Below are 20,131 nucleotides of genomic sequence, written 5' to 3'. Positions count from 1 at the left end.
CTATGAAAGATGTATTGCGCACCACCGGCTTCTATTTCGATGAAGTCGAGATTGGTGCCCGCTTCGAAACCCGCAGCCGGACAGTGACCGAGGCTGACCTTGTTGGGTTCTGTAACCTGATGTGGATGACGGAATCATTGTTCACCGATACTGAGCATGCCCGCGACGGCGCTGCGGCGCATGGGCGGGTGGTGCCTGGGGTGATGGTTTACGCAATGGCCGAGGGGCTGTTGACGCACACGATGGAGGGCACGGGTCTGGCGTTTCTTCATGCTGATTTCAGTGTGAAGGGGCCTACTTTTGTCGGTGATACAATCCACGTTGAAGTCGAAATTATCGAGGCCCGTCTAACATCTAGGCCGGGACGTGGTCTGGTGCGCAGCCGAAACCGGGTGCTCAAGGCGGATGGCAGCGAATGTATTGTCTACGAGCCGCTTCGCATGCTGCGTCAGCTAAACGCAACTCAGTAAAATACACCTAATTTGAGAGATCACATAAATCTTGCCAAAAAATCTAACGCATGTTAGGTTTTTTGAAACGCTAGCGAAATTGCTAGCAGGGGGGGAAAGATGACTGACTCGCAAGAGCCGGTTTTTGGGTTCACACGAACCGAACTACGGGACCGAAATACCGTCTATGCGCTGGGTCTTTTCCAGGACCAGACTGTTGTCGTGACTGGTGCGGGTGGCGGGCTTGGCCTGGCTATCGCGGCATTGTTCGCCCGCCTGGGCGCACGGCTGGCGATCTGTGGGCGCAACCCTGAAAAACTGGAAAGCGCGGCGGAATTCCTGCGTTCGTTTGGCGGCGAAGTGATGGCGCGCGAAATGACGATACGCGACCCTGAACAGGTTGCCGCCTTTGTGGACGCTGTTCATGAACGTTTCGGTGGGCTGCATGTTCTGGTCAACAATGCAGGCGGACAGTTTCCGCAGCCGGCCTTGGACTTTTCCATAAAAGGTTGGAACGCGGTGATCGACACCAATCTGAATGGTACCTGGTGGATGATGCAGGCGGTAGCGAAAAATTGGGTCGAGACCGGAACCCAGGGCAATATTGTCAGCATCGTCGCAGATGTCTGGCGCGGAATGCCCGGTATCGCCCATACCGCCGCGGCACGCGCCGGGGTGATATTCCTGTCCAAATCTGTCGCAGTTGAATGGGCACCTTACGGTGTACGTGTGAACTGTGTCGCACCTGGATGCTGCGAAAGTACCGGGTTTGGAAATTATCCAGCCGAGGGTGCCGCGACGTTCAAGGAATCCAACCCCATGCGCCGGGCGGGCGACGAATGGGATGTTGCCGAAGGAGTTGTTTATATGGCGGCACTGTCGGGCAAATTTATAACCGGAGAGGTTCTAAACATAGATGGCGGTCAGCAGATGTGGGGTGATCCCTGGCCGACGGGACGTCCTGATTACTTCAAGATAGACTGAGAGAGAGAACGGCGGGATGGTGAGTTTTGATTTGCTGGGAGGCGCGCACGGATGAATGGACCTGTAACATCAGGCAGCGGCCAGGTGCCGGTTTTGGAATGCATCGGCATAGAGCGGCGGTTTGGCGGGCTTGTCGCGGTATCGGGCGTGGATCTGAGACTTGAGAAAGGCGAAATCTTCGGTCTTGTCGGTCCCAACGGCAGTGGAAAAACGACGCTGACCAACGCGATCACCGGCTTTTACCCGCCACAAAAGGGGAAGATCCTGTTGGGCGGTAGGGATATTACTGGAACCGCGCCGCACAAGGTTGCGGGCATGGGAGTTGCGCGGACATTCCAGAACCTTGCGTTGTTCAACGGAATGAGCGTGCTCGACAATATTTTATTGGGGCGTCACATCCATATGAACCCTGGCGTGATCCGCACGGCGCTATACTGGTGGTTGGCGCGGCCCCAGGAAATTGCCAACCGAGAAGTCGTGGAAGAGGTAATCGACTTTCTTCAACTGGAAAGCATCCGGCACGAGATGGTCGACGGAATCCCGATCGGGTTGAAGAAACGTGTGGAGTTGGCCCGTGCTTTGGTGGCCGAACCGCATCTTCTGATACTGGATGAACCGATGGCCGGGATGAACCAAGAAGAAAAAGAGTACATGGCGCGGTTCATTCTGGATGCCCGCGCCGAGCGCGGCGTCAGTGTCCTGCTGATCGAGCATCATATGGACGTTATCATCGGGATCTGTGACCGAATGTTGGCGCTGAATTATGGCGAAATGATTGCCAGCGGCATCCCAAGAGAAGTCATTAAAAATCCGCGCGTTATCGAGGCCTATATCGGAGGCGCACATGCCGAATAATCCTTCATCCACCGTTCTAAAGGCCGTGCCAAACGCCGGGGACGATACTATTGCGCGCCTTCTGATGCGCAATGCAAGAGAGTATGGCAATGATATTGCGATGCGCGAGAAAGACCGTGGTATCTGGCGGGAAGTGACCTGGTCTGCCTATGCTGAGGAGGTGCTGCGCTGCGCCGCCGGCTTCATGGCTCTGGGCGTGAAGCCCGGTGACGCGGTCATTATTCTGGGTGACAATCGCGTGAGGCTTTATGCTGGAATGACCGCGATGTCGATGCTGCGCGCCTATGCCATGCCGGCCTATCCCGGCGCGACGCTTGACGAGTTGAAGCATTTCTTTGGGGAAGCCCACGTTGTAGCCGCTTTGGTCGAAGATCAAGAACAGGTCGACAAGATCCTTGAGCTGCGCGACGCTGGAACGTCGGTGGCATCTATCGTTTACGATGAGGCGCGCGGGTTGAATCTCTATGATGCGCCTGGCCTGCAGTCGTGGGAAAGCCTGGTGGAAGCGGGTGCCAAGAGACTGTCTGCCGATCCGGATTTGCGTCGGCACCTGATTGAGGAGTCCAAGCCAGAAGATCCGGCGGTGTTCATGCATTCCTCGGGTACGACGGGCAAGCCTAAGGGGATCGTGCTGAGCCAAAAGAATGTGTTGTCGGGTGCGCGCAATGCCCATGCCGGAGGTGCTTTTGAATATGGCGAAGAAATTTTGGCCTATCTGCCAATGGCATGGGTTGGTGACTTTGCTCTGACGGTGGCGTCGGCGATCGCGTTCCGCTTTACCGTCAGCGTGCCGGAGCGTCAGGAAACCGTGCAGCGTGACCTGCGCGAGATTGCACCCAGCCTGTATCTCGCCGCACCGCGCAGTTGGGATCACATGTTGACTGCCATTCAGGTGGGCATGGAGAATTCAACGCCTCTGAAGAAATGGCTCTATCATTTCTTTATGGATCGGGCTGTCGAGGCCGAACGGCGCAAGCTGAACGGTCTCAGTGGCGGACCCTTTGAGCGGCTGGGTCGGCTGGTCGGCGAGAAACTTATTTTTGGCCCGATCAAGGACCAGTTCGGCTTGATCCACCTTAAACGCGCCTTCACCGGTGGTGAAGCTATCGGCGAAGATACTTTCATTTTTTACCGGGCCCTTGGTATCAAATTGCGCCAGCTTTACGGCCAGACCGAAAACAGCGCGTTCAACGCTATCCAGGCCCCTGGCGAGGTGAAGTTGCATACCGTCGGCAAGCCCTTGCCGGGCGTCGAAGTGAAGATTGCCGACGATGGCGAAATCCTCATGAAGGCGGACAGCGTGTTCAAAGGGTACTTCAAAAATGAGGCGGCCTCGGCCGAGGCATTGCAGGATGGATGGTTGCACAGCGGCGACGCCGGTTATCTGGAAGACGACGGCCATCTCGTTGTTCTGGGGCGCGTATCCGAGGTAGTCTTTACCCAAAGCGGCGAACGATATGTTCCCAACTATATCGAAAACCGTCTCAAGTTCAGCCCCTACATCAAAGATGCCGCTGTGGTTGGCGCGGGACGGGACGAATTGACGGCAATGATCTGTATCGATGCCGAGGCGGTCGGGCATTGGGCCGAAGTCAACGGTGTGCCCTACGTATCCTATGCGGATCTTTCCCAAAGACCTGAGGTGGCTGAATTGGTGAAAGAGGCATTTGTTCGGGTGAACAAGGCGGTGACCGAAGGCCTGCAATTGCATCGCTATGTTTCATTGCACAAAGAATTTGATCCGGATGACGGCGAGATTACACGAACCCGTAAACTGCGGCGCAAAGTTGTAGAAGAACGCTACGGTCAGGTGATCGAGGCGCTTTATAACGGTGCAGCCGATATTCACGTCAAAGCGGTCGTAACGTACGAAACAGGCGAAACGGGGACTGTCGAACGCACCCTGTTGATCAGGGAGATATAAGATGGATTTAGTTTTTCTGGCAGAGCTGACAGTGAATGGCGCGCTGACAGGCCTGCTTTACTCGCTTTTTGCAATTGGGCTTGTCCTGATTTACAAATCGTCGTCGGTGCCAAACTTGGCTCAGGGGGCCCTAACCATGTTGGGTGCCTATGTGGTGCTGGCATTCTCGCATAATATGGGGTTGCCGCTTTGGGTGGCCATTCCTTTGGCGGTGGTGATCATGTTCTTTGTGGGCATCGGCATCGAAAAAGTTGCGCTGCGCCGATTGGCGGGGCGCCCGGTCATTATGATCCTGATGATGACAATGGGGATCGACATCTTTCTGCGCGGCACCACCCTGGCGATTTGGGGCGGGTCTTCGCGTTCGGTTGATTTGGGGGTCAGCTATGAACCGCTCTTTGTGGGGGACGTGCTTCTTAGCCGTATCCACATTGTCGGTGCCAGTGTTGCGCTCGCCCTGTTTGTTGCCTTTTTTCTGTTCTTCCGCAGTCGGCTTGGTATTCGTTTGCGGGCCATTTCTGACGATTATATGGCATCCTGGTCTGTGGGTATTTCGGTTGAACGGGGTGTTGGCCTGTCCTGGGGACTGGCGTCGATCGTGGCGGTGGCAACCGGTGTGATTTGGGGCGAAATCCAGGGCGTCGATCAGTCGTTGTCGATCCTGCTGCTCAAGGGGCTGACAGTGGCCGTTTTGGGCGGGCTGGACAGTATCATCGGCGCGATTGTCGCCGGTATCATTCTGGGCATTCTGGAAAGTGTCGGTTCATTTTATCTAGATGAAATTGTCGGAGGTGGCAGCCGGGATCTGATTGTCGCTGCCGTGTTGATCCTGACGGTGATGATCCGCCCGCATGGCCTGTTTGGCCGTCATGACATCGAAAGGGTCTAGATTATGTTTTACGGTCTCTCAGGTGTTCGCCACAATAGTTACGTTTCTGATAGCAAGCTCTTCCCGGTTCCGGCTGATCGCAACGCCGTTGTGTTCTTCTTGCTGCTCGGGCTCGCAGCACCCTATCTGGTCAGTTCGCTTTATCTGAACAGTTACATTCTGCCTTGGCTGATCTGGACGGCGGCCGTATTGGGACTGAACCTTGTAACGGGTTGGGCCGGACAACTGCATCTGGGATATGCGGCCGTTATGGCCGTTGGTGCCTATTCGGCTGTTCACGCGGCGAAATTCGGAATTCCATGGGAGTTTGCCTTGCTTATAGGCGGTCTAGCCTCTTCGGTAATCGGAAGTCTGTTTGCTTTTGCGGCGCTGCGGACCAAGGGGCTTTACCTGGCCCTCACAACCCTTGCGATGCAGTTCGTGATGGACTGGGTACTGACCCATTCGCCAACGATCGCAGGGGGATCGCACGCGTCCTTGCAATCGCCCACCTTTGCGTTGTTGGGGCAGGACATTACTTCGGATGCAGGTCTGTATTACGTTGCATTCGGCTGGTGCGTTCTGGTCACGATCTTCATGCTCAACCTGCGACGCACCGGATTGGGCCGGGCCTTGGTTGCCGTGCGGGAAAAGGATTTTGCCGCAGCTATTCTGGGTGTGAACAGTTTTTACTATAAACTTGTCGCGTTTGCCGCATCGTCATTTATCGCAGGTGTCAGCGGCGCGATCCTAGTGTCGACGTTCTACTTTCTTGCGGCCCCAGAACAGTTTGCCGTGAACGTATCCATTCAGGTTCTGGCGATGGTGATTGTGGGCGGGCTCGGCAGCATTCTTGGAAGCTATCTGGGAGCCGCACTCATCCTGCTCATGCCCGGGGTCGTGAACCAGTTGTTCTCATTGGGAGCTAATCTTTTGGGGTTGGATTTAGGCATCGAAACGCTAGCGCACATTCCGAACGCGGCCTACGGCGCACTGATTGTCATCTTCCTGATGGTCGAGCCCTTGGGGCTTGGAAAACTCTACGCCAATGTCAGGGATTACCTGATGGTTTGGCCCTTTGACCAGCTTAAGAAATAGGGGGCGACATGGCACAGCCTAAAACCACAGCGACCGACCAGATACTGTCTCTGAACAGCATTGAAGTTTTGTACGATTCAGTTCTGCTCGCGATTAAAGGGGTCTCGATCGAGGTTCCCCGTGGAGGAATGGTTGCCCTTTTGGGTTCCAACGGAGCAGGCAAAAGCACCACCCTGAAAGCAATCAGTGGATTGCTAAAGGCCGAACGGGGCAAGGTCAGCCGGGGGGAAATTTGCTTTGACGGTAAACTTATCGGCAACATCCTGCCGCAAGACCGCGTTGCGATGGGTATCTGCCACGTCATTGAAGGCCGCCGGGTATTCGAGCATATGACACCGGATGAAAACCTTGAGGCGGCAGCGCCGATGTCGATGTCGCGCCAAAAGGTGAATTCGGAAAAAGCCCGCATATACGAATATTTTCCGCGCCTTGCGGAACGCAAAGCATCACAGTCGGGGTATCTGTCAGGCGGCGAACAACAAATGTTGGCCATCGGGCGTGCGCTAATGACCCAACCGCGCCTGTTGATGTTGGACGAACCCAGCCTCGGGCTTGCTCCGTTTCTGGTGGCCGAAATTTTTGGAATTATCCAGCGTATCAACAAGGAAGATGGCCTGTCGGTTTTACTGGTAGAGCAAAACGCGCTGGCCGCGCTGGAGATCGTTTCGCACGGCTATCTGATCGAAAATGGCCGCGTCGTGATGCACGATTCGGCAGAGGCGCTGAAGGCAAACTCCGACATTCAGGAGTTTTATCTCGGTGGAGGTGAAGGCAAGAATTTTCACGACATCAAGCACTACAGCAGACGGAAGCGCTGGCTGAGCTAGCGTTTGCGTTTGAATGTTCACAGAGGAGGGACCAACCAATGAAAACCAAGACTTATGTAAAACGATTGGCTGCGGCAGCCGTGATGGGGCTGACGAGCCTGTCGGCCGCGAATGCAGCTGAGGACAAGATCAAGTTCGGTTTGTGTTATGATCTGAGCAAGTCCTACACATTTGTGACGCCGCAAATCACGCAGGCTGCGCAAGATCTGGCCACCCTAACCAATATGAAGGGCGGCATCGGTGGTCATGAAATTGAAATCATCGTTGAAGATCACGGCAACGAGCCGCAGCGTGGTATTGAATGCTACGAAAAGCTCAAGCGTGAAGGCGTGTTTGTGTTCGACACGCTGTCGACGCCGGTTTCCGTCGCTGTGCTGCCGCGGATTATGAAAGACAAGAATATTCTGATTCAATCTCTTGTAGGCCGGGGGGACGCCGCTGATGGATCGGTGTTCAGCCAGATCTTCCCGGTTGGTCCCACCTATTGGGGCCAAGCCGCTAACGATATTGCCTATATCAAAGAGCAAAGCGGTGGTGACATGAAAGGTGTCAAGGTCGGTTTCGCCTATCTGGACTATCCCTTTGGTCAGGAACCGATCGAAATCCTGAAAACACTGGCCGAAAAAGAAGGCTTTGAGCTTTTGCTTTATCCGGTGCCGCTGCCCGGCAGTGATCAGGCGAGCGTTTGGACCAAAGTGCGTCGCGACAAGCCCGACTATGTGGTTGCCTGGCTTCTCGCAGGTGGGCACGTCGTTGCTGCCAAGGAGATGAAACGCAACGGCTTTCCGATCAGCAATTATATCTCGGTCAACTGGCTGAATGAGGTGGACATCGCCAACATCGGAGCCGAGGCCGCAATCGGGCTCAAGCGGGGGACCAATGTGGCCGGCGGGCAGGATCTTCCGATCATTCAGGAAATCCTTGCCGACGTTTACGGCGCGGGCAAAGGTGCCGGGCCGGTCGAAAAGATCAACGACGTGTATTACAATACCGGTCTGGCGATCTACTCGGCTGCATTTGAAGCGGCGCGCCTTGCGGTCGAGCAGAATGGTTTCCCAGTTACGCCCGATTCCATGAAGGCTGGCTATGAAAGCATCGTGGATTTTGACGCCAACGGTCTGTTCGCCCCCATTACGGTGACAGCGGATGATCACGGCGGCGGCGGTAAGACCCGTATCGAGATGTGGGATGGCAAAACCTGGGTCCCTCAGCAGGACTGGACCGCAGCCTATACCGACGTAATCTGGGACGTGGTCAAAGAAAGCTCAAGCAAGTTCACGGTTGAGTAAGAAAACGTGGCTGGGGGTTCGCCCCCAGCCTTCCACCGGGTTTGAACCAACACGAACCAGTTTTGCTCAAACCCGTATCTCAAGGACATTCCATGACAGATAACCCAATTGAACTCACCGTTGAAAACGGTGTGGCAACAGTTTTTATTAACCGACCAGAGCGAAAGAATGCCTTGTCAGTAGTGGCAGCGAACGGGTTGGCGGATGCCTGGGAACAGATCGAGGCTGACGATAGTATCCGCGTCGTCATCCTGACCTCCGCCGATTGTGGTGTGTTCAGCGCCGGGCTCGATCTCAAGGAAGCTGCCGAGATTGCCCGCGACGAAGGTATCGATATCCTGTCCAAAATGCGCGATCCGTTCCATGACCGGATGCGGACCTGTTCCAAGCCGATTATTTCAGCGATGACCGGATCGCTAATGGCCGGTGGCATGATGCTGACCCTGATGAGCGACCTGCGGGTCGGACTGAAAGGAACGAAGGTTGGCATAACCGAGGTCAAGATTGGTCGAGGATCGCCGTGGGCGGCCCCGGGCCTGTCGATGCTACCGCAACCGGTCCTGATGGAGATTGTCCTGACGGGGGATCTGATGCCGATCGAACGGCTGCACGACTATGGTTTTACTAATTACCTGGAAGAAACACCTGACGCCGTACGGACCCGTGCCCGCGAACTGGCGGACCGCATCGCTTCGGGCGCGCCGTTGTCGGTGATCGCCGCCAAAGCAAGTGTGCGCGCAACGATGGATCTGGGCTGTGCTGCTGGATTAGAAGAAGGCAAGCGGTTGCATGAAGTTGTCTACGCCAGCCAGGATGCCATCGAAGGCCCGCGGGCTTTTGCTGAAAAACGCCCCCCGGTTTGGCAGGGTAGATAGGTAACCAGGAGCTTGATATGTCTGACCTTATGCGATTTGACGTCGACAACGGGGTGGGGGTCTTGCGATTCACGCAGCCCGCGCGCCGGAACCCTTATAGCCTGGCATTTGTTGACCAGTTTATTGCGGCTCTTGATGTGGCGCAAAGGGATGATGCGGTGCGTGCCGTTGTGATGACTGGCGGCGATTATTTTTCAAGCGGCGGTGATCTTGTCGGGTTTCGGTCCGAGATCGCAAAAGGCGCGCGTGCAACCTATGAGATGGTTGACAAGGTGCATAGTGGCGGGCGCGCGGCATACGGGTTCAACAAGCCGCTGATTGCTGCCGTGAATGGCGTCGCCTATGGCGCAGGAATGAGTTTGGCGCTGTGTGCCGACGTGATTGTCGCCGCTGAAGATGCGCGGTTCTGCCAAGTTTTTTCAAAAGTGGGTGGCTGCCCCGACACGGGATCGAGCTGGCTGTTGCAACAGCGCATGGGGTCAGGCGCGGCACGCCTTCTGGTGCTGACCGGGCGTGAGATTTCGGGCAAGACGGCCCATCAGATGCGGGCAGTAGAAGAATGTGTGCCCGCTGACGAAACCGAAGCTGCCGCGATCGCAATCGCGACCGAGATGGCAGCAAACCCGATGTTTGGAATGAATTGCAGCAAACGCGTGATGCGTGAGGCCGCGGAGTGCTCTTTCGAGGAAGCTTTGGACATTGAGTGCCGCGCGCAGACCATTCTGCTTGGCGCGCATGATTTTCCCGAAGCAATGAATGCTTTCACAGAGAAACGAAAGCCGAGATTCCGAGACTGCTGAGTAAAGAGATTCAAAATATACTAACCTCAAGAGGAGATTATCGCCCATGAAGGTACTTGTACCTGTAAAGCGCGTGATTGACTACAACGTGAAAGTGCGCGTCAAAGCGGACGGATCGGGTGTTGATCTTGCTAATGTAAAAATGTCGATGAACCCGTTTGACGAAATTTCCGTCGAACAGGCGATCCGTCTGAAAGAAGCCGGTCAGGTCGAAGAGGTCGTGGTTGTTTCCATCGGCGTCAAGCAGGCTCAGGAAACATTGCGCACCGCTTTGGCCATGGGCGCGGACCGCGCGATCCTCGTTGTCGCCACAGACGACGTACACAACGACATCGAACCACTGGCCGTTGCCAAGATCCTCAAAGCGATTGTGGATGAAGAGCAGCCTGGTCTGGTGATGTGCGGCAAGCAGGCCATCGACAATGACATGAACGCGACCGGCCAGATGCTGGCAGCGTTGATGGGGTGGTCGCAGGCGACATTTGCATCCGAAGTGGAGATTGCAGGCGACAAAGCCAAAGTCACACGTGAAGTGGACGGCGGTTTGCAGACCATCGAAGTTTCGATGCCCACGGTCATCACCGTTGATTTGCGCCTGAACGAGCCACGGTATGCGTCCCTGCCCAACATCATGAAGGCAAAGAAAAAGCCGATGGATGAAAAGACACCGGCAGATTACGGCGTTGATGTTTCCAACCGCCTGGAGATCGTGAAAACCGTTGAACCAGCAGAGCGCGCAGCCGGTATCATGGTTGCATCCGTGGATGAACTGGTAGCGAAACTTAAAGAAGCGGGGGCCGTGTAATGGCTGTTCTACTCCTTGCAGAAATAACCGATGGCGAATTGGCGATGGATGCCACGGCCAAGGCCGTGACTGCCGCCAAAGCATTGGGCGATATCACCATACTGGCCTGTGGCGGCTCAGCTGCTGCGGCAGGTGAAGCGGCGTCAAAAATCGACGGGGTTTCCAAGGTGCTTGTCGCCGAGGATGCCACGCTGGGTCACCGCCTCGCGGAATCCACGGCAGCGCTTATCGTGTCGATGGCGGGCGATTACGATCACATCGTTGCCCCTGCCACGACAGACGCAAAGAACGTGATGCCACGGGTTGCGGCACTGCTGGATGTGATGATCATCTCTGACGCCTCCGGCGTGATTGATGCCGATACGTTTGAGCGGCCGATCTATGCGGGCAATGCGGTTCAAACGGTTAAATCTTCTGACGCGAAGAAAGTCATCACTTTCCGCGCGTCGACATTTGATGCTGCTGGCGACGGCGGGTCTGCCTCGGTCGAGACGATCTCGGCGGTTGAAGATCCCGGTCTGTCGTCCTGGGTCGAAGACCACGTGGCGGCAAGCGACCGCCCCGAGCTGACTTCGGCCGGTGTTGTTGTGTCCGGTGGCCGCGGTGTTGGGTCTGAAGAAGACTTTGCGCTGATCGAAAAGCTGGCGGACAAGCTGGGCGCGGCTGTTGGCGCATCCCGCGCTGCGGTCGATTCGGGCTATGCCCCGAACGATTGGCAGGTTGGCCAAACAGGTAAGGTTGTGGCCCCTAGCCTCTATGTAGCAGTCGGTATATCAGGCGCGATCCAGCACCTGGCCGGGATGAAAGACAGCAAGATCATCGTCGCGATCAACAAAGATGAAGAAGCGCCGATCTTTCAGGTTGCCGATTACGGGCTGGTTGCAGATCTGTTCGAGGCCGTGCCTGAACTGCTCGAAAAGCTCTGATACATGGTCGCCAAATTTCCGACCTTACGATACCCTAAAGGCCCGCCGGTTAGGCGGGCCTTTTCCCGGTTTGGGGCGGCTGATCACTTGGGCTTGGGCCGTTTCAGGATGTCAGGGTTGTGCTCACCCAGTGCAGGCGGCGGAGTGATGTCGTGGCGCGCAGGTGTGGCAGAGAATTTGATGGGCGGTTTGGTGGTCCAGACGGCCCCTTCAGTGGGATGGTCGATGGTTTGGAAAAATCCTGTCGCGGCCAGATGGGGGTCTTGCGGCAGATCTGACAGCATCCGCACGGGCATGGCCGGAATGTCGGCTTGTTCGGTCAGTTCAATCCACTGGGCGGTGGTGCGTGTCGTCGCTATTTGCGCCACCATGTCATAGATCCCTCCGATATTCCGGCTGCGTTCGTCCATGTTCGTGACCCAGGAATGATCGAGCATGTCGTCGCGCCCCACGGCTTTGAAAAACCGCGCCCATTGCGCATTCGAGTAGGGCAGGATGGTGATATAGCCATCTGCGGTTTTTACTGGGCGTCGATGCGGGACCAGCATCCGTTGGTATCCGAAGCTTTGCGGTTCGGATTCAAATGTTGCCTCGGCCATATGTTCGACCAGTAGGAAGGAGGCCAGTGTTTCGAACATCGGAACCTCGACATGTTGGGCCTGCCCGGTCCGTTCGCGGTGATACAGCGCGGCCATGATCGCATAGGCCGCAGTGACCCCGCCAAGCTTGTCGGCGATAATCGTGGGAGCATAGGCAGGTGGATTGTCCGGGTTGCACATTGTGGCCAGTCCGGCCATGCCGGAGACAGACTGGACGCTGTCGTCATAGGCGGGCTTGTTGCGATACGGCCCGTCCGAGCCGAACCCGACTGCGGCCACGGTAATCAGCTTGGGATTGCGTTCGCGCAGGGTCTCGGGGGAAAGGGACAGCCGCGCCAGCGCAGCGGGGCGGACGCTGGATACAAATACATCCGCATCATCCAGCAGGTCAAGCAAAGCGGCGCGGTCCTTTTGGGTTTTCAGATCAAGGGTAATGCTGCGCTTGTTGCGATTTGTGCCCAGAAATGCCGCACCCATACCAGGCGTCCGGGCAGGTTGCACCTGACGCAGCATGTCGCCTTCGGGGCTTTCGACCTTGATGACATCGGCACCCAGATCACCAAGCATTTGCGTGGCAAGGGGGCCGAATACAACCGACGTCATGTCGATGACCCTGACGCCTGCAAGCATGCCGTCTTTACTGATGCTCATGGTTAGAACCCGCTTTTATTGAGGTGGAGAGTTGCATTAAATCTAACAGGTGTTAGAATTGAAGGCAACTTAGATTCGATCTATCGAAGGAGCAGTCGAAATGCCGGAAAATCAGGGGCCGGATAAAACCTTCCGGGACGGATTGGCAAAGGGGCAGATCAACTTGCAGCAATGTAATGATTGCAAAAAGTTCATTTTTTTCCCGCGCGTTTTGTGCCCACATTGCAAAGGGCAGTCCTTGACATGGCACCCGGCATCCTGCGGCGGTATCGTTCACACCACGACCACCGTGCGGCGAAAGCCTGAGCGTGGGGGTGACTATAACGTTTGCATGGTTGAACTGGCTGAGGGGGTGCGGATGATGAGCCGGGTCGATGAAATCTCTCCTGCCGAGGTGACGATCGGGTTGCCGGTCACGGCCTTTGTCGGTGAAATTGACGGTGTTCCTGCCGTGCTGTGTAAGCCGGTGGAGGAATGAACCATGGTTGATCAATTGCGCGGAAAATCCGCGATCGTCGGCGTGGGGCATGCAGGTTTTGGCGAGGCACCGGGGTTTTCGGCCTATGACATTATGGCGCAATCAGCACTCGCGGCGCTGGACGATGCCGGACTGAAGCTGAGCGATGTCGATGGTCTGTTCTGCACCATGATGGAAGATGCCATGCCGGTCCTCATGGCGGCCGAATATCTGGGGATTCAGCCGCGCTATGTCGATGGCACGATGACGGGCGGTTCGTCGTTTGTGAACTATCTGACCTCGGCGACACTGGCGTTGCAGGCTGGGCTTTGTGATGTGGCGCTGATCTGTTACGGATCCAATCAGCGTACGGCGTCAGGGCGGCTTGTGACCGCGTCAAAGCTGCCGCCCTACGAAGGGCTGTATAACCCGCGCTATCCGATCTCGGCATATGCGATGGCTGCGGCGCGGCATATGTATGAATATGGCACGACACGCGAACAACTGGCCGACGTAGCCGTTGCGGCACGCGCCTGGGCCCGGCATAATCCCGAAGCCTTTGAGCGCGACGCGTTGACCCGCGAAGATGTACTGGGTGCGCGTATGGTGGGCGATCCGCTGACCACGCGCGATTGTTGCCTAGTGACCGATGGCGGTGGTGCCATCGTGATGGTGCGGGCCGATCGGGCGCGGGATTTCCCCAAGGCACCAGTCTATGTCCTGGGGTCTGCGGCGGCCAGCAGCCATCGGCAAATCTCGCAAATGCAGGATTTCACGGTTACGGCGGCGCGCGACTCCGGCAAACGTGCCTTTGCGATGGCCGGGGTGACGCCGGGCGATATCGACGTCGTTGAGCTGTATGATGCGTTTACCATCAACACCATCCTGTTTCTCGAAGATCTCGGGTTCTGCGCCAAGGGCGAAGGCGGCGGATTTGTTGCCGATGGCCGGATCGCGCCGGGCGGGGCGTTGCCAGTCAACACCAATGGCGGTGGGCTGTCATGTGTGCACCCCGGAATGTACGGCATCTTCACGGTGATCGAGGCCGCACGCCAGATCAGAGGTGATGCGCCGGGGTTGCAACAGGATAACGTGGAGCTGGCGCTGGCGCATGGCAATGGTGGGGTATTGTCTAGCCAAGTTACGGCCATTCTCGGCGCGGCCAGCACCGTTTGATTTAAGCAAGGAAAAACCGGAAATGCCTTTGGATATTGATGCGCTGAACGCTTGGGAATTCAAAGACCTGGAGCACAGCTATACCAAGCGGGACACGATGCTTTATGCCCTTGGTCTGGGGTTCGGAGAGGACCCAAACGATGAAAAAGAACTGGCCTATGTCTATGAAGACGGTCTGCTGGCCGCGCCAAGCATGGCCGTCATTCTGGGATATCCCGGTTTCTGGCTGAGCGACCCGCGCACAGGGGTCGAATGGAAAAAGGTCCTGCACGGTGAACAATGGTTGGATGTGTTCAAGCCCCTGCCTGTCGAGGGTAAGGTGATCGGGCGCACCCGGATTGATCATATTTCTGACAAGGGCGAAGGCAAGGGCGCGGTGCTTCATATCAGCCGCGATATCATTGACGCGGCCAGCAATGAGACGCTGGCGCGGGTTTCGATGTCGACCTTTGCGCGTGGTGATGGCGGCTTCGGTGGTGAGAAGATTGCTGGGCCTATTCCGGCTACGTTGCCGGATCGGGCACCGGACCATATTTGCGATCTGACCACACTGCCGCGCCAAGCGCTGATTTACCGACTGAGCGGTGATTACAACCCACTTCATGCCGACCCGGCGGTTGCGAGATCGGTGGGGTTTGACCGTCCGATCCTTCATGGTCTGGCAACCTATGGTCTGGGCTGCCGAGCGATCTTGAAGACGATCTGCGACTATGATGCAAGCCGCCTGACCGGTTTGGATGTGCGTTTTTCCGCGCCGGTTTACCCCGGTGAAACTGTGCGCTTCGAAATCTGGCGGGACGGCACAGAGGTTCGGTTTCGAGCAGTGGTACCCGAACGTAACGTGGTGGTGCTGAACAATGGCGCTGCAAGGCTTGCCTGAGGAGAGAGACATTTGACACAACCGCTTGACGATATTCTGGTGCTGGATTTTAGCACACTTTTGCCCGGTCCGATGGCCACGCTGATGCTGGCCGAAGCCGGGGCGGAGGTCATCAAACTGGAGCGTCCGGGCTCCGGCGAAGACATGCGCCTGACAGAGCCAATGATCGAGGGCCGCAGTCTGGGCTATGCTATCCTGAACCGGGGCAAGAAAAGCATCGCGCTGGACCTCAAGGCGGAAGGGGCTGTGGCCAGTTTGCGGTCGCTAATCGAAAAGGCCGATGTTATCGTCGAGCAATTCCGTCCTGGCGTCATGGAACGGTTGGGACTGGGGTATGATGCGGTCAGGACGCTTAACTCCAAAATCATCTATTGTTCAATAACAGGGTACGGCCAGAGCGGCCCGAAACGAGACGTTGCCGGGCATGACATGAACTATGTTGGGGATGCGGGTGTCCTGTCGCTTAGTTCAGGTTCGGTTGACAGTCCGACCGCACCGTTTGGTCTGATCGCCGATATCGGCGGGGGAACCTATCCGGCAATCATGAATATCCTGCTTGCGCTGCGCCAGCGCGACAAGACCGGGCAAGGCGTCCATCTGGATATCGCCATGTCTGAGGGCGCGTTTGCCTTCGCCTATTGGGCGCACGCCAAGGGGGTCATCGCGGGCGAGCCTATTGAAAATGGCGGTGACAGGCTGACTGGGGGCAGGGCACGTTACAGGCTCTATTCGGCATCAGACGGCCGACAGGTTGCGGTCGGGGCGCTGGAGCAGAAATTCTGGGACGCATTTTGCAATGTCATCGACCTGCCGCGGGACCTGCGCGATGACCTTGCCGATCCAGCGGCGACAAAGGCCGAGGTCGCGCGCCGGATTGTGGTCAAACCATCTGCTCATTGGGCACCATTGCTGGAAGCGGCGGATTGCTGCTGCACCATTGTCAAGACACCGGCCGAGGCCGCAGCCGATCCGCATTTCACGGCGCGCGACACGTTCGGGCGGGTGGTTTCGGTTGGGGGCGAGCAAGTTCCGGCACTGCCTTTGCCGATTGCACCAGAATTTCGCGGGGCAGTCGCCGACAGTCGCGCCGCGCCCGATCTGGGTGAGCAAAATGCCGAGTTTGGGTTGTAAATAGTGGTCGCTGAGGCGTCAGAATAGGTTGACGGCTGACGCTGTTTGGAATAATCTAACAAATGTTAGAAACTTGTTTGAATTCCTTTGGGAGGGGTTACAATGTCTGAGCCGATGTCGGAACGTTCCGCTGAAGCGGAACGATTTGTCTCTCCCGCGCACTATGTCGATAGCGATAGCAGGGAGGTGCAGGCCTTTGTGATGCGGGCGCTGCGCAACATGGCACCGGATGCATCCAAAAAGGACATGGCGGTGCGCCTGTTTCAGGCTGTGCGCGACGATTTGCGGTATGATCCCTATACGTTTTCTCTGACCGCTGAGGATTATAGAGCAAGTGTTATCGCGGACATGGACTCGGCGTTTTGCGTGCCCAAGGCGATCCTCTTGGCTGCATGCCTGCGGGCCGTTGGCATTCCGGCGGCGCTTGGCTTTGCCGATGTTCGCAACCACTTGAATACGCCCAAACTGGCCGAGCTGATGGGCACCGACCTGTTCATCTACCACGGCTATGTTCAGCTTTGGCTGGGTGCATCATCTTTCAAGGTGACCCCGGCCTTCAACATGGAATTGTGCCAGCGTTTTGGCGTCAAGCCGCTGGAATTTGACGGAGAGCACGACGCGCTGTTTCACGAATTTGACGACACGAACCGCCGCCATATGGAATACGTCAATGATCGGGGCTTGTTTGTGGATGCGCCGATGCAGGAGTTCCTGACCGCATTTGGTGAGACATATCCGAAGCTGAAGGAATTCAACCGGCGCAGGATTTCCGGTGAGTTCTTTGATGCGGGTTTTGCTAGTCCCGAAGGCTCACCTGCAAAATGAAGTATTTGGAAGATTTCAGTGTTGGTCAGGTTTTCGAATTTCGCTCTGCGCCGTTGACCAAACAGCAGATCATGGAGTTTGCTCAGGAATGGGACCCTCAGCGTCTGCATACGGATGAAGCCTATGCTGAAGGTATCCACGGCGGGCTGATCGCCTCTGGTTTCCAGACACTTCTGACCGTGTTCAAACCTATCATGCAGGACTTGATGGTCGACGTCGCCAACATTGGTGGTATCGGGTTTGACCAGCTGCGCTGGCTGCGACCAGTGCGCCCAGAAGAACCACTGAATATCCGGATCGAAGTTCAGTCTTTGGTCCCATCGCGCAGCAAGCCTGACCGGGGTGTTTTGATTTACACGCTCGAAGCGCGAAACCCCGCCGGTGAGTTGGTTATGAGCGTTGAGACCCCAGTGATGATCCAGCGCCGAAAGGAAGACCTGAAATGACTATGGTACAAGACGAAGACCTACGGCTTTTGCGCGACAGCGTTGGTACGCTGCTGGATCGGGCGGGCGGACTTGGGCGCGCCCGCCGCGTGCGTGATGACGATACGCCCTGGGACGCGGGTATCTGGCAGGAACTGGCTGCTGCCGGTGTACTGGGGGTCGCAGCCCCCGAAGAGGCCGGGGGGCTTGGTATGGGGCTGACGGCGGCTGGTGTCGTGGCCGAAGAGATTGGCCGCGTGACCGCGCCTGAGCCGGTGGTGCCGACAATCGGGCTGGCAATCGGGCTGATGCAGCGGCTGTGCCGGCAGGATCCGATGCTGGAAGCCGCCATCGCTGGCGATGTCGTGTTGGCCGTGGCCTGGCAGGAACGCTGCGCGACGGGCCTATCGGATGATATCGAATGCCGTTTTGATGGAACCACACTGACCGGCAGTAAGGATTGGGTGGTGGGGGCCAGTGGTGCGGACCATATTCTGGTCCTCGCCGAGGGGCCGCGAGGTTCGGTTCTGGTGCGCATCGCGGCGGATGCGTCTGGTCTGCTGATGCAGACCCGGCTGCAATCGGATGCCAGCGAGCTTTGGGGCATAAGCTTTGCGGACACCCCGGCAGAGGTGCTGGCCGAAGGCGCGCAGGTCACTGATGCGCTGACTAATGCCGTTGCGGATACGACCGCATTAGCCGCCGCCGAACTGGTCGGGCTAAGCGGTACAGCGCTGGTACTGACACTGGACTATATCAAAACACGCGAACAATTTGACAAGCCGATTGGTTCGTTTCAGGTGATTCAGCACCGTGCCGTTGATATGCATGTCTCGCAGGAAGTTTCCCAGGCCGCCGTACGCGAGGCGCTGGCCGCGATGGATCAAGCAGGTTCGACGCTAGAACGGGTGCGACAGGCAAGCCGCGCCAAGGCCCGCGCCTGTACCGCCGCGCAAAAAATCACCCGCGAGGCGATCCAGCTGCATGGCGCGGTCGGGTACACGGATGAATTCGATGTCGGCTTGTTACTGAACCGGGCGCTTGTCCTGTCGGCTTGGCTGGGGGATGCGGCGTTTCATCGCCGCCGCTGGCTGGATGCAAATGAAACAGAGGTGGCCGCGCAATGACCGACTGGAATGGAATAAGCGATGAAGAGTTTCGCCGAGAGGTCAGGGCTTTTTTCGAGGCCGAATATCCCGAAGAACTACGTCACCTGCCGCACCGACCTAAGTTTGCCGAGATTGAGCACTGGCATGTGAAGCTACACGCCAAAGGCTGGGTCGCACCTGCCTGGCCCATCGAATTTGGCGGCATGGGCTTGGAGGCGGCCAAACTGCTGATCTTTTACGAAGAACAGCAACACTATGGCGTCAACCGGGGTCGAGACATGGGGATCCAGATGGTTGGTCCGCTGATTATCAAATTCGGCACCGAGGCACAAAAGGATTATTGGCTGCCGCGGATCCTGAGCTGTGAAGACATCTGGTGTCAGGGTTATTCCGAACCCGGAGCGGGCTCTGATCTGGCAAATCTGCGTACCAGTGCTATGATTGATGGCGATAATTTCGTCATCAACGGCCAGAAGATCTGGACCACGATGGCGCATGACGCCACCCACATCTTCATGCTCGTGCGTACCGACCCCGATGCGCCTAAAAAACAACAGGGCATCAGTTTTGTTCTGGCCAGCATGGATCAGCCAGGCGTCGACGTGCGCACGATCACCACGCTGGCTGGCGAGACCGAGTTTTGCGAGGTGTTTTTTGACAACGCCCGCACCCCACGCGCCAACCTGGTGGGCGAGATCAACAAGGGTTGGAGCATGGCCAAGGCGCTGCTCAGCTTTGAGCGGATATTCATCGGCTCACCCGGCCTTGCGCAGAATGCATTGGGTCAGCTTGAAACTTTTGCCCGTGGTCGCGGTGCCTTTGACGACCCCGTGTTTCGGGATCGCTACGCCGAGGCGGCGCTGGACGTTGAAGACCACGCAGCCCTATACAGCCGCTTTGCCGATCAGCTTAAGCGCGGAGAGACATTGGGAGCCGATGTCTCGATGTTGAAAATCTGGGTGACCGAGACCTATCAGCGGATATCGGAACTGATGATCGAGGTCGCAGGCCCCGATGGTGGCAGTATCGGGCCGCTGCAGGTGGGCAATGTCGGGGTCGATGTGTTGGCCAGTTTTTACAAAGCACGGCCGACGACAATCTACGGCGGCTCAAACGAAATCCAACGAAATATCTTGTCTAAGGCCGTTTTGGGCCTGTGACGATCATTTGCCAAACAG

The 20,131-nt window shown here is 56.9% G+C and carries 21 protein-coding genes and 1 pseudogene; 21 read left to right on the top strand and 1 reads right to left on the bottom strand.

All coding sequences use genetic code 11. The annotated features are described in order from the left end of the window. The first annotated feature begins 2 nt into the window (after positions 1–2). The 12 genes from E5180_RS15390 (at position 3) to E5180_RS15335 (ending at position 11,700) form a co-directional block, all read left to right on the top strand. The gene (locus E5180_RS15390; protein ID WP_089423364.1) at positions 3–470 is read left to right on the top strand and encodes a MaoC family dehydratase; all 468 of its coding nucleotides are present in this window, start codon (positions 3–5) and stop codon (positions 468–470) included. 99 nt (positions 471–569) lie between these two features. Next, positions 570–1,433: an SDR family oxidoreductase gene (locus E5180_RS15385; protein WP_138925312.1), complete on the top strand. Its 864-nt coding sequence runs from the start codon at positions 570–572 to the stop codon at positions 1,431–1,433. Between the two features lie 51 nt (positions 1,434–1,484). Beyond that, entirely contained in the window at positions 1,485–2,288 is an 804-nt protein-coding gene (locus tag E5180_RS15380) for an ABC transporter ATP-binding protein (protein WP_138925311.1), read from the top strand. Positions 2,289–2,388: 100 nt separating this feature from the next. Next, positions 2,389–4,212: an AMP-binding protein gene (locus E5180_RS15375; protein WP_254700591.1), complete on the top strand. Its 1,824-nt coding sequence runs from the start codon at positions 2,389–2,391 to the stop codon at positions 4,210–4,212. A gap of 1 nt (position 4,213) precedes the next feature. Beyond that, a complete protein-coding gene (locus tag E5180_RS15370; RefSeq protein WP_138925310.1) occupies positions 4,214–5,101 on the top strand; it encodes a branched-chain amino acid ABC transporter permease in 888 nt (295 codons plus the stop codon). 3 nt (positions 5,102–5,104) lie between these two features. Continuing rightward, positions 5,105–6,178, top strand: a complete 1,074-nt coding sequence (locus E5180_RS15365; protein ID WP_089423359.1) for a branched-chain amino acid ABC transporter permease — start codon at positions 5,105–5,107, stop codon at positions 6,176–6,178. A gap of 8 nt (positions 6,179–6,186) precedes the next feature. Then, positions 6,187–7,005 (top strand): ABC transporter ATP-binding protein, encoded by an 819-nt coding sequence (locus E5180_RS15360; RefSeq protein WP_089423358.1) that lies wholly within the window; start codon positions 6,187–6,189, stop codon positions 7,003–7,005. Between the two features lie 38 nt (positions 7,006–7,043). Further along, positions 7,044–8,294, top strand: a complete 1,251-nt coding sequence (locus E5180_RS15355) for an ABC transporter substrate-binding protein (RefSeq protein ID WP_138925309.1) — start codon at positions 7,044–7,046, stop codon at positions 8,292–8,294. Positions 8,295–8,386: 92 nt separating this feature from the next. Next, positions 8,387–9,169, top strand: a complete 783-nt coding sequence (locus tag E5180_RS15350) for an enoyl-CoA hydratase/isomerase family protein (RefSeq protein WP_138925308.1) — start codon at positions 8,387–8,389, stop codon at positions 9,167–9,169. 17 nt (positions 9,170–9,186) lie between these two features. After that, on the top strand, positions 9,187–9,969 hold the full coding sequence (locus E5180_RS15345; protein ID WP_138925307.1) for an enoyl-CoA hydratase/isomerase family protein: 783 nt from the start codon (positions 9,187–9,189) through the stop codon (positions 9,967–9,969). 46 nt (positions 9,970–10,015) lie between these two features. Beyond that, on the top strand, positions 10,016–10,774 hold the full coding sequence (locus tag E5180_RS15340; protein ID WP_138925306.1) for an electron transfer flavoprotein subunit beta/FixA family protein: 759 nt from the start codon (positions 10,016–10,018) through the stop codon (positions 10,772–10,774). Beyond that, positions 10,774–11,700 carry an electron transfer flavoprotein subunit alpha/FixB family protein gene (locus E5180_RS15335; RefSeq protein ID WP_138925305.1) on the top strand — a complete coding sequence of 309 codons (927 nt, stop codon included), beginning with the start codon at positions 10,774–10,776 and terminating at the stop codon, positions 11,698–11,700. Before E5180_RS15340 ends, E5180_RS15335 begins: the two co-directional genes overlap by 1 nt. Before the next feature lie 83 nt (positions 11,701–11,783). On the opposite strand, the gene E5180_RS15330 is transcribed toward E5180_RS15335, so the two are convergent. Next, positions 11,784–12,950: a CaiB/BaiF CoA transferase family protein gene (locus E5180_RS15330; protein WP_138925304.1), complete on the bottom strand. Its 1,167-nt coding sequence runs from the start codon at positions 12,948–12,950 to the stop codon at positions 11,784–11,786. A gap of 100 nt (positions 12,951–13,050) precedes the next feature. Between E5180_RS15330 and E5180_RS16065 the strand changes: the two are divergent. The 9 genes and pseudogenes from E5180_RS16065 to E5180_RS15290 form a co-directional block, all read left to right on the top strand. Beyond that, a pseudogene (locus tag E5180_RS16065) lies at positions 13,051–13,179 on the top strand (zinc ribbon domain-containing protein); the annotation flags it as partial. Between the two features lie 9 nt (positions 13,180–13,188). Beyond that, on the top strand, positions 13,189–13,428 hold the full coding sequence (locus E5180_RS16060) for a Zn-ribbon domain-containing OB-fold protein (RefSeq protein ID WP_257884444.1): 240 nt from the start codon (positions 13,189–13,191) through the stop codon (positions 13,426–13,428). A 3-nt stretch (positions 13,429–13,431) separates the two neighbouring features. Next, positions 13,432–14,583, top strand: coding sequence for a thiolase (locus tag E5180_RS15320; protein WP_138925302.1), 1,152 nt, complete (start codon positions 13,432–13,434; stop codon positions 14,581–14,583). Between the two features lie 22 nt (positions 14,584–14,605). Then, complete coding sequence (locus E5180_RS15315; RefSeq protein ID WP_138925301.1) at positions 14,606–15,463, top strand: MaoC/PaaZ C-terminal domain-containing protein; 858 nt, start codon at positions 14,606–14,608, stop codon at positions 15,461–15,463. Positions 15,464–15,475: 12 nt separating this feature from the next. After that, complete coding sequence (locus E5180_RS15310) at positions 15,476–16,594, top strand: CaiB/BaiF CoA transferase family protein (protein WP_138925300.1); 1,119 nt, start codon at positions 15,476–15,478, stop codon at positions 16,592–16,594. Positions 16,595–16,696: 102 nt separating this feature from the next. After that, the gene (locus E5180_RS15305) at positions 16,697–17,419 is read left to right on the top strand and encodes a transglutaminase-like domain-containing protein (protein WP_138925299.1); all 723 of its coding nucleotides are present in this window, start codon (positions 16,697–16,699) and stop codon (positions 17,417–17,419) included. Then, a complete protein-coding gene (locus tag E5180_RS15300; RefSeq protein ID WP_138925298.1) occupies positions 17,416–17,865 on the top strand; it encodes a MaoC family dehydratase in 450 nt (149 codons plus the stop codon). The genes E5180_RS15305 and E5180_RS15300 overlap by 4 nt, the downstream gene beginning before the upstream one ends. After that, positions 17,862–18,971 (top strand): acyl-CoA dehydrogenase family protein, encoded by a 1,110-nt coding sequence (locus tag E5180_RS15295; protein WP_138925297.1) that lies wholly within the window; start codon positions 17,862–17,864, stop codon positions 18,969–18,971. The genes E5180_RS15300 and E5180_RS15295 overlap by 4 nt, the downstream gene beginning before the upstream one ends. Continuing rightward, positions 18,968–20,113: an acyl-CoA dehydrogenase family protein gene (locus tag E5180_RS15290; protein WP_138925296.1), complete on the top strand. Its 1,146-nt coding sequence runs from the start codon at positions 18,968–18,970 to the stop codon at positions 20,111–20,113. The genes E5180_RS15295 and E5180_RS15290 overlap by 4 nt, the downstream gene beginning before the upstream one ends. The last annotated feature ends 18 nt before the right edge of the window (positions 20,114–20,131 follow it).

This window comes from Sulfitobacter sp. BSw21498 (genome assembly GCF_006064855.1).
GTDB lineage: Bacteria > Pseudomonadota > Alphaproteobacteria > Rhodobacterales > Rhodobacteraceae > Sulfitobacter.
This window is presented reverse-complemented; position numbering and strand designations above follow the sequence as displayed.

What these genes read in the sequence shown, in the direction of transcription:
- E5180_RS15390 (WP_089423364.1), top strand. Translation starts at nt 3, where the DNA reads ATGAAAGATGTATTGCGCACCACCGGCTTCTATTTCGATGAAGTCGAG.
- E5180_RS15385 (WP_138925312.1), top strand. Translation starts at nt 570, where the DNA reads ATGACTGACTCGCAAGAGCCGGTTTTTGGGTTCACACGAACCGAACTA.
- E5180_RS15380 (WP_138925311.1), top strand. Translation starts at nt 1,485, where the DNA reads ATGAATGGACCTGTAACATCAGGCAGCGGCCAGGTGCCGGTTTTGGAA.
- E5180_RS15375 (WP_254700591.1), top strand. Translation starts at nt 2,389, where the DNA reads ATGCGCGAGAAAGACCGTGGTATCTGGCGGGAAGTGACCTGGTCTGCC.
- E5180_RS15370 (WP_138925310.1), top strand. Translation starts at nt 4,214, where the DNA reads ATGGATTTAGTTTTTCTGGCAGAGCTGACAGTGAATGGCGCGCTGACA.
- E5180_RS15365 (WP_089423359.1), top strand. Translation starts at nt 5,105, where the DNA reads ATGTTTTACGGTCTCTCAGGTGTTCGCCACAATAGTTACGTTTCTGAT.
- E5180_RS15360 (WP_089423358.1), top strand. Translation starts at nt 6,187, where the DNA reads ATGGCACAGCCTAAAACCACAGCGACCGACCAGATACTGTCTCTGAAC.
- E5180_RS15355 (WP_138925309.1), top strand. Translation starts at nt 7,044, where the DNA reads ATGAAAACCAAGACTTATGTAAAACGATTGGCTGCGGCAGCCGTGATG.
- E5180_RS15350 (WP_138925308.1), top strand. Translation starts at nt 8,387, where the DNA reads ATGACAGATAACCCAATTGAACTCACCGTTGAAAACGGTGTGGCAACA.
- E5180_RS15345 (WP_138925307.1), top strand. Translation starts at nt 9,187, where the DNA reads ATGTCTGACCTTATGCGATTTGACGTCGACAACGGGGTGGGGGTCTTG.
- E5180_RS15340 (WP_138925306.1), top strand. Translation starts at nt 10,016, where the DNA reads ATGAAGGTACTTGTACCTGTAAAGCGCGTGATTGACTACAACGTGAAA.
- E5180_RS15335 (WP_138925305.1), top strand. Translation starts at nt 10,774, where the DNA reads ATGGCTGTTCTACTCCTTGCAGAAATAACCGATGGCGAATTGGCGATG.
- E5180_RS15330 (WP_138925304.1), bottom strand. Translation starts at nt 12,950, where the DNA reads ATGAGCATCAGTAAAGACGGCATGCTTGCAGGCGTCAGGGTCATCGAC.
- E5180_RS15320 (WP_138925302.1), top strand. Translation starts at nt 13,432, where the DNA reads ATGGTTGATCAATTGCGCGGAAAATCCGCGATCGTCGGCGTGGGGCAT.
- E5180_RS15315 (WP_138925301.1), top strand. Translation starts at nt 14,606, where the DNA reads ATGCCTTTGGATATTGATGCGCTGAACGCTTGGGAATTCAAAGACCTG.
- E5180_RS15305 (WP_138925299.1), top strand. Translation starts at nt 16,697, where the DNA reads ATGTCTGAGCCGATGTCGGAACGTTCCGCTGAAGCGGAACGATTTGTC.
- E5180_RS15300 (WP_138925298.1), top strand. Translation starts at nt 17,416, where the DNA reads ATGAAGTATTTGGAAGATTTCAGTGTTGGTCAGGTTTTCGAATTTCGC.
- E5180_RS15295 (WP_138925297.1), top strand. Translation starts at nt 17,862, where the DNA reads ATGACTATGGTACAAGACGAAGACCTACGGCTTTTGCGCGACAGCGTT.
- E5180_RS15290 (WP_138925296.1), top strand. Translation starts at nt 18,968, where the DNA reads ATGACCGACTGGAATGGAATAAGCGATGAAGAGTTTCGCCGAGAGGTC.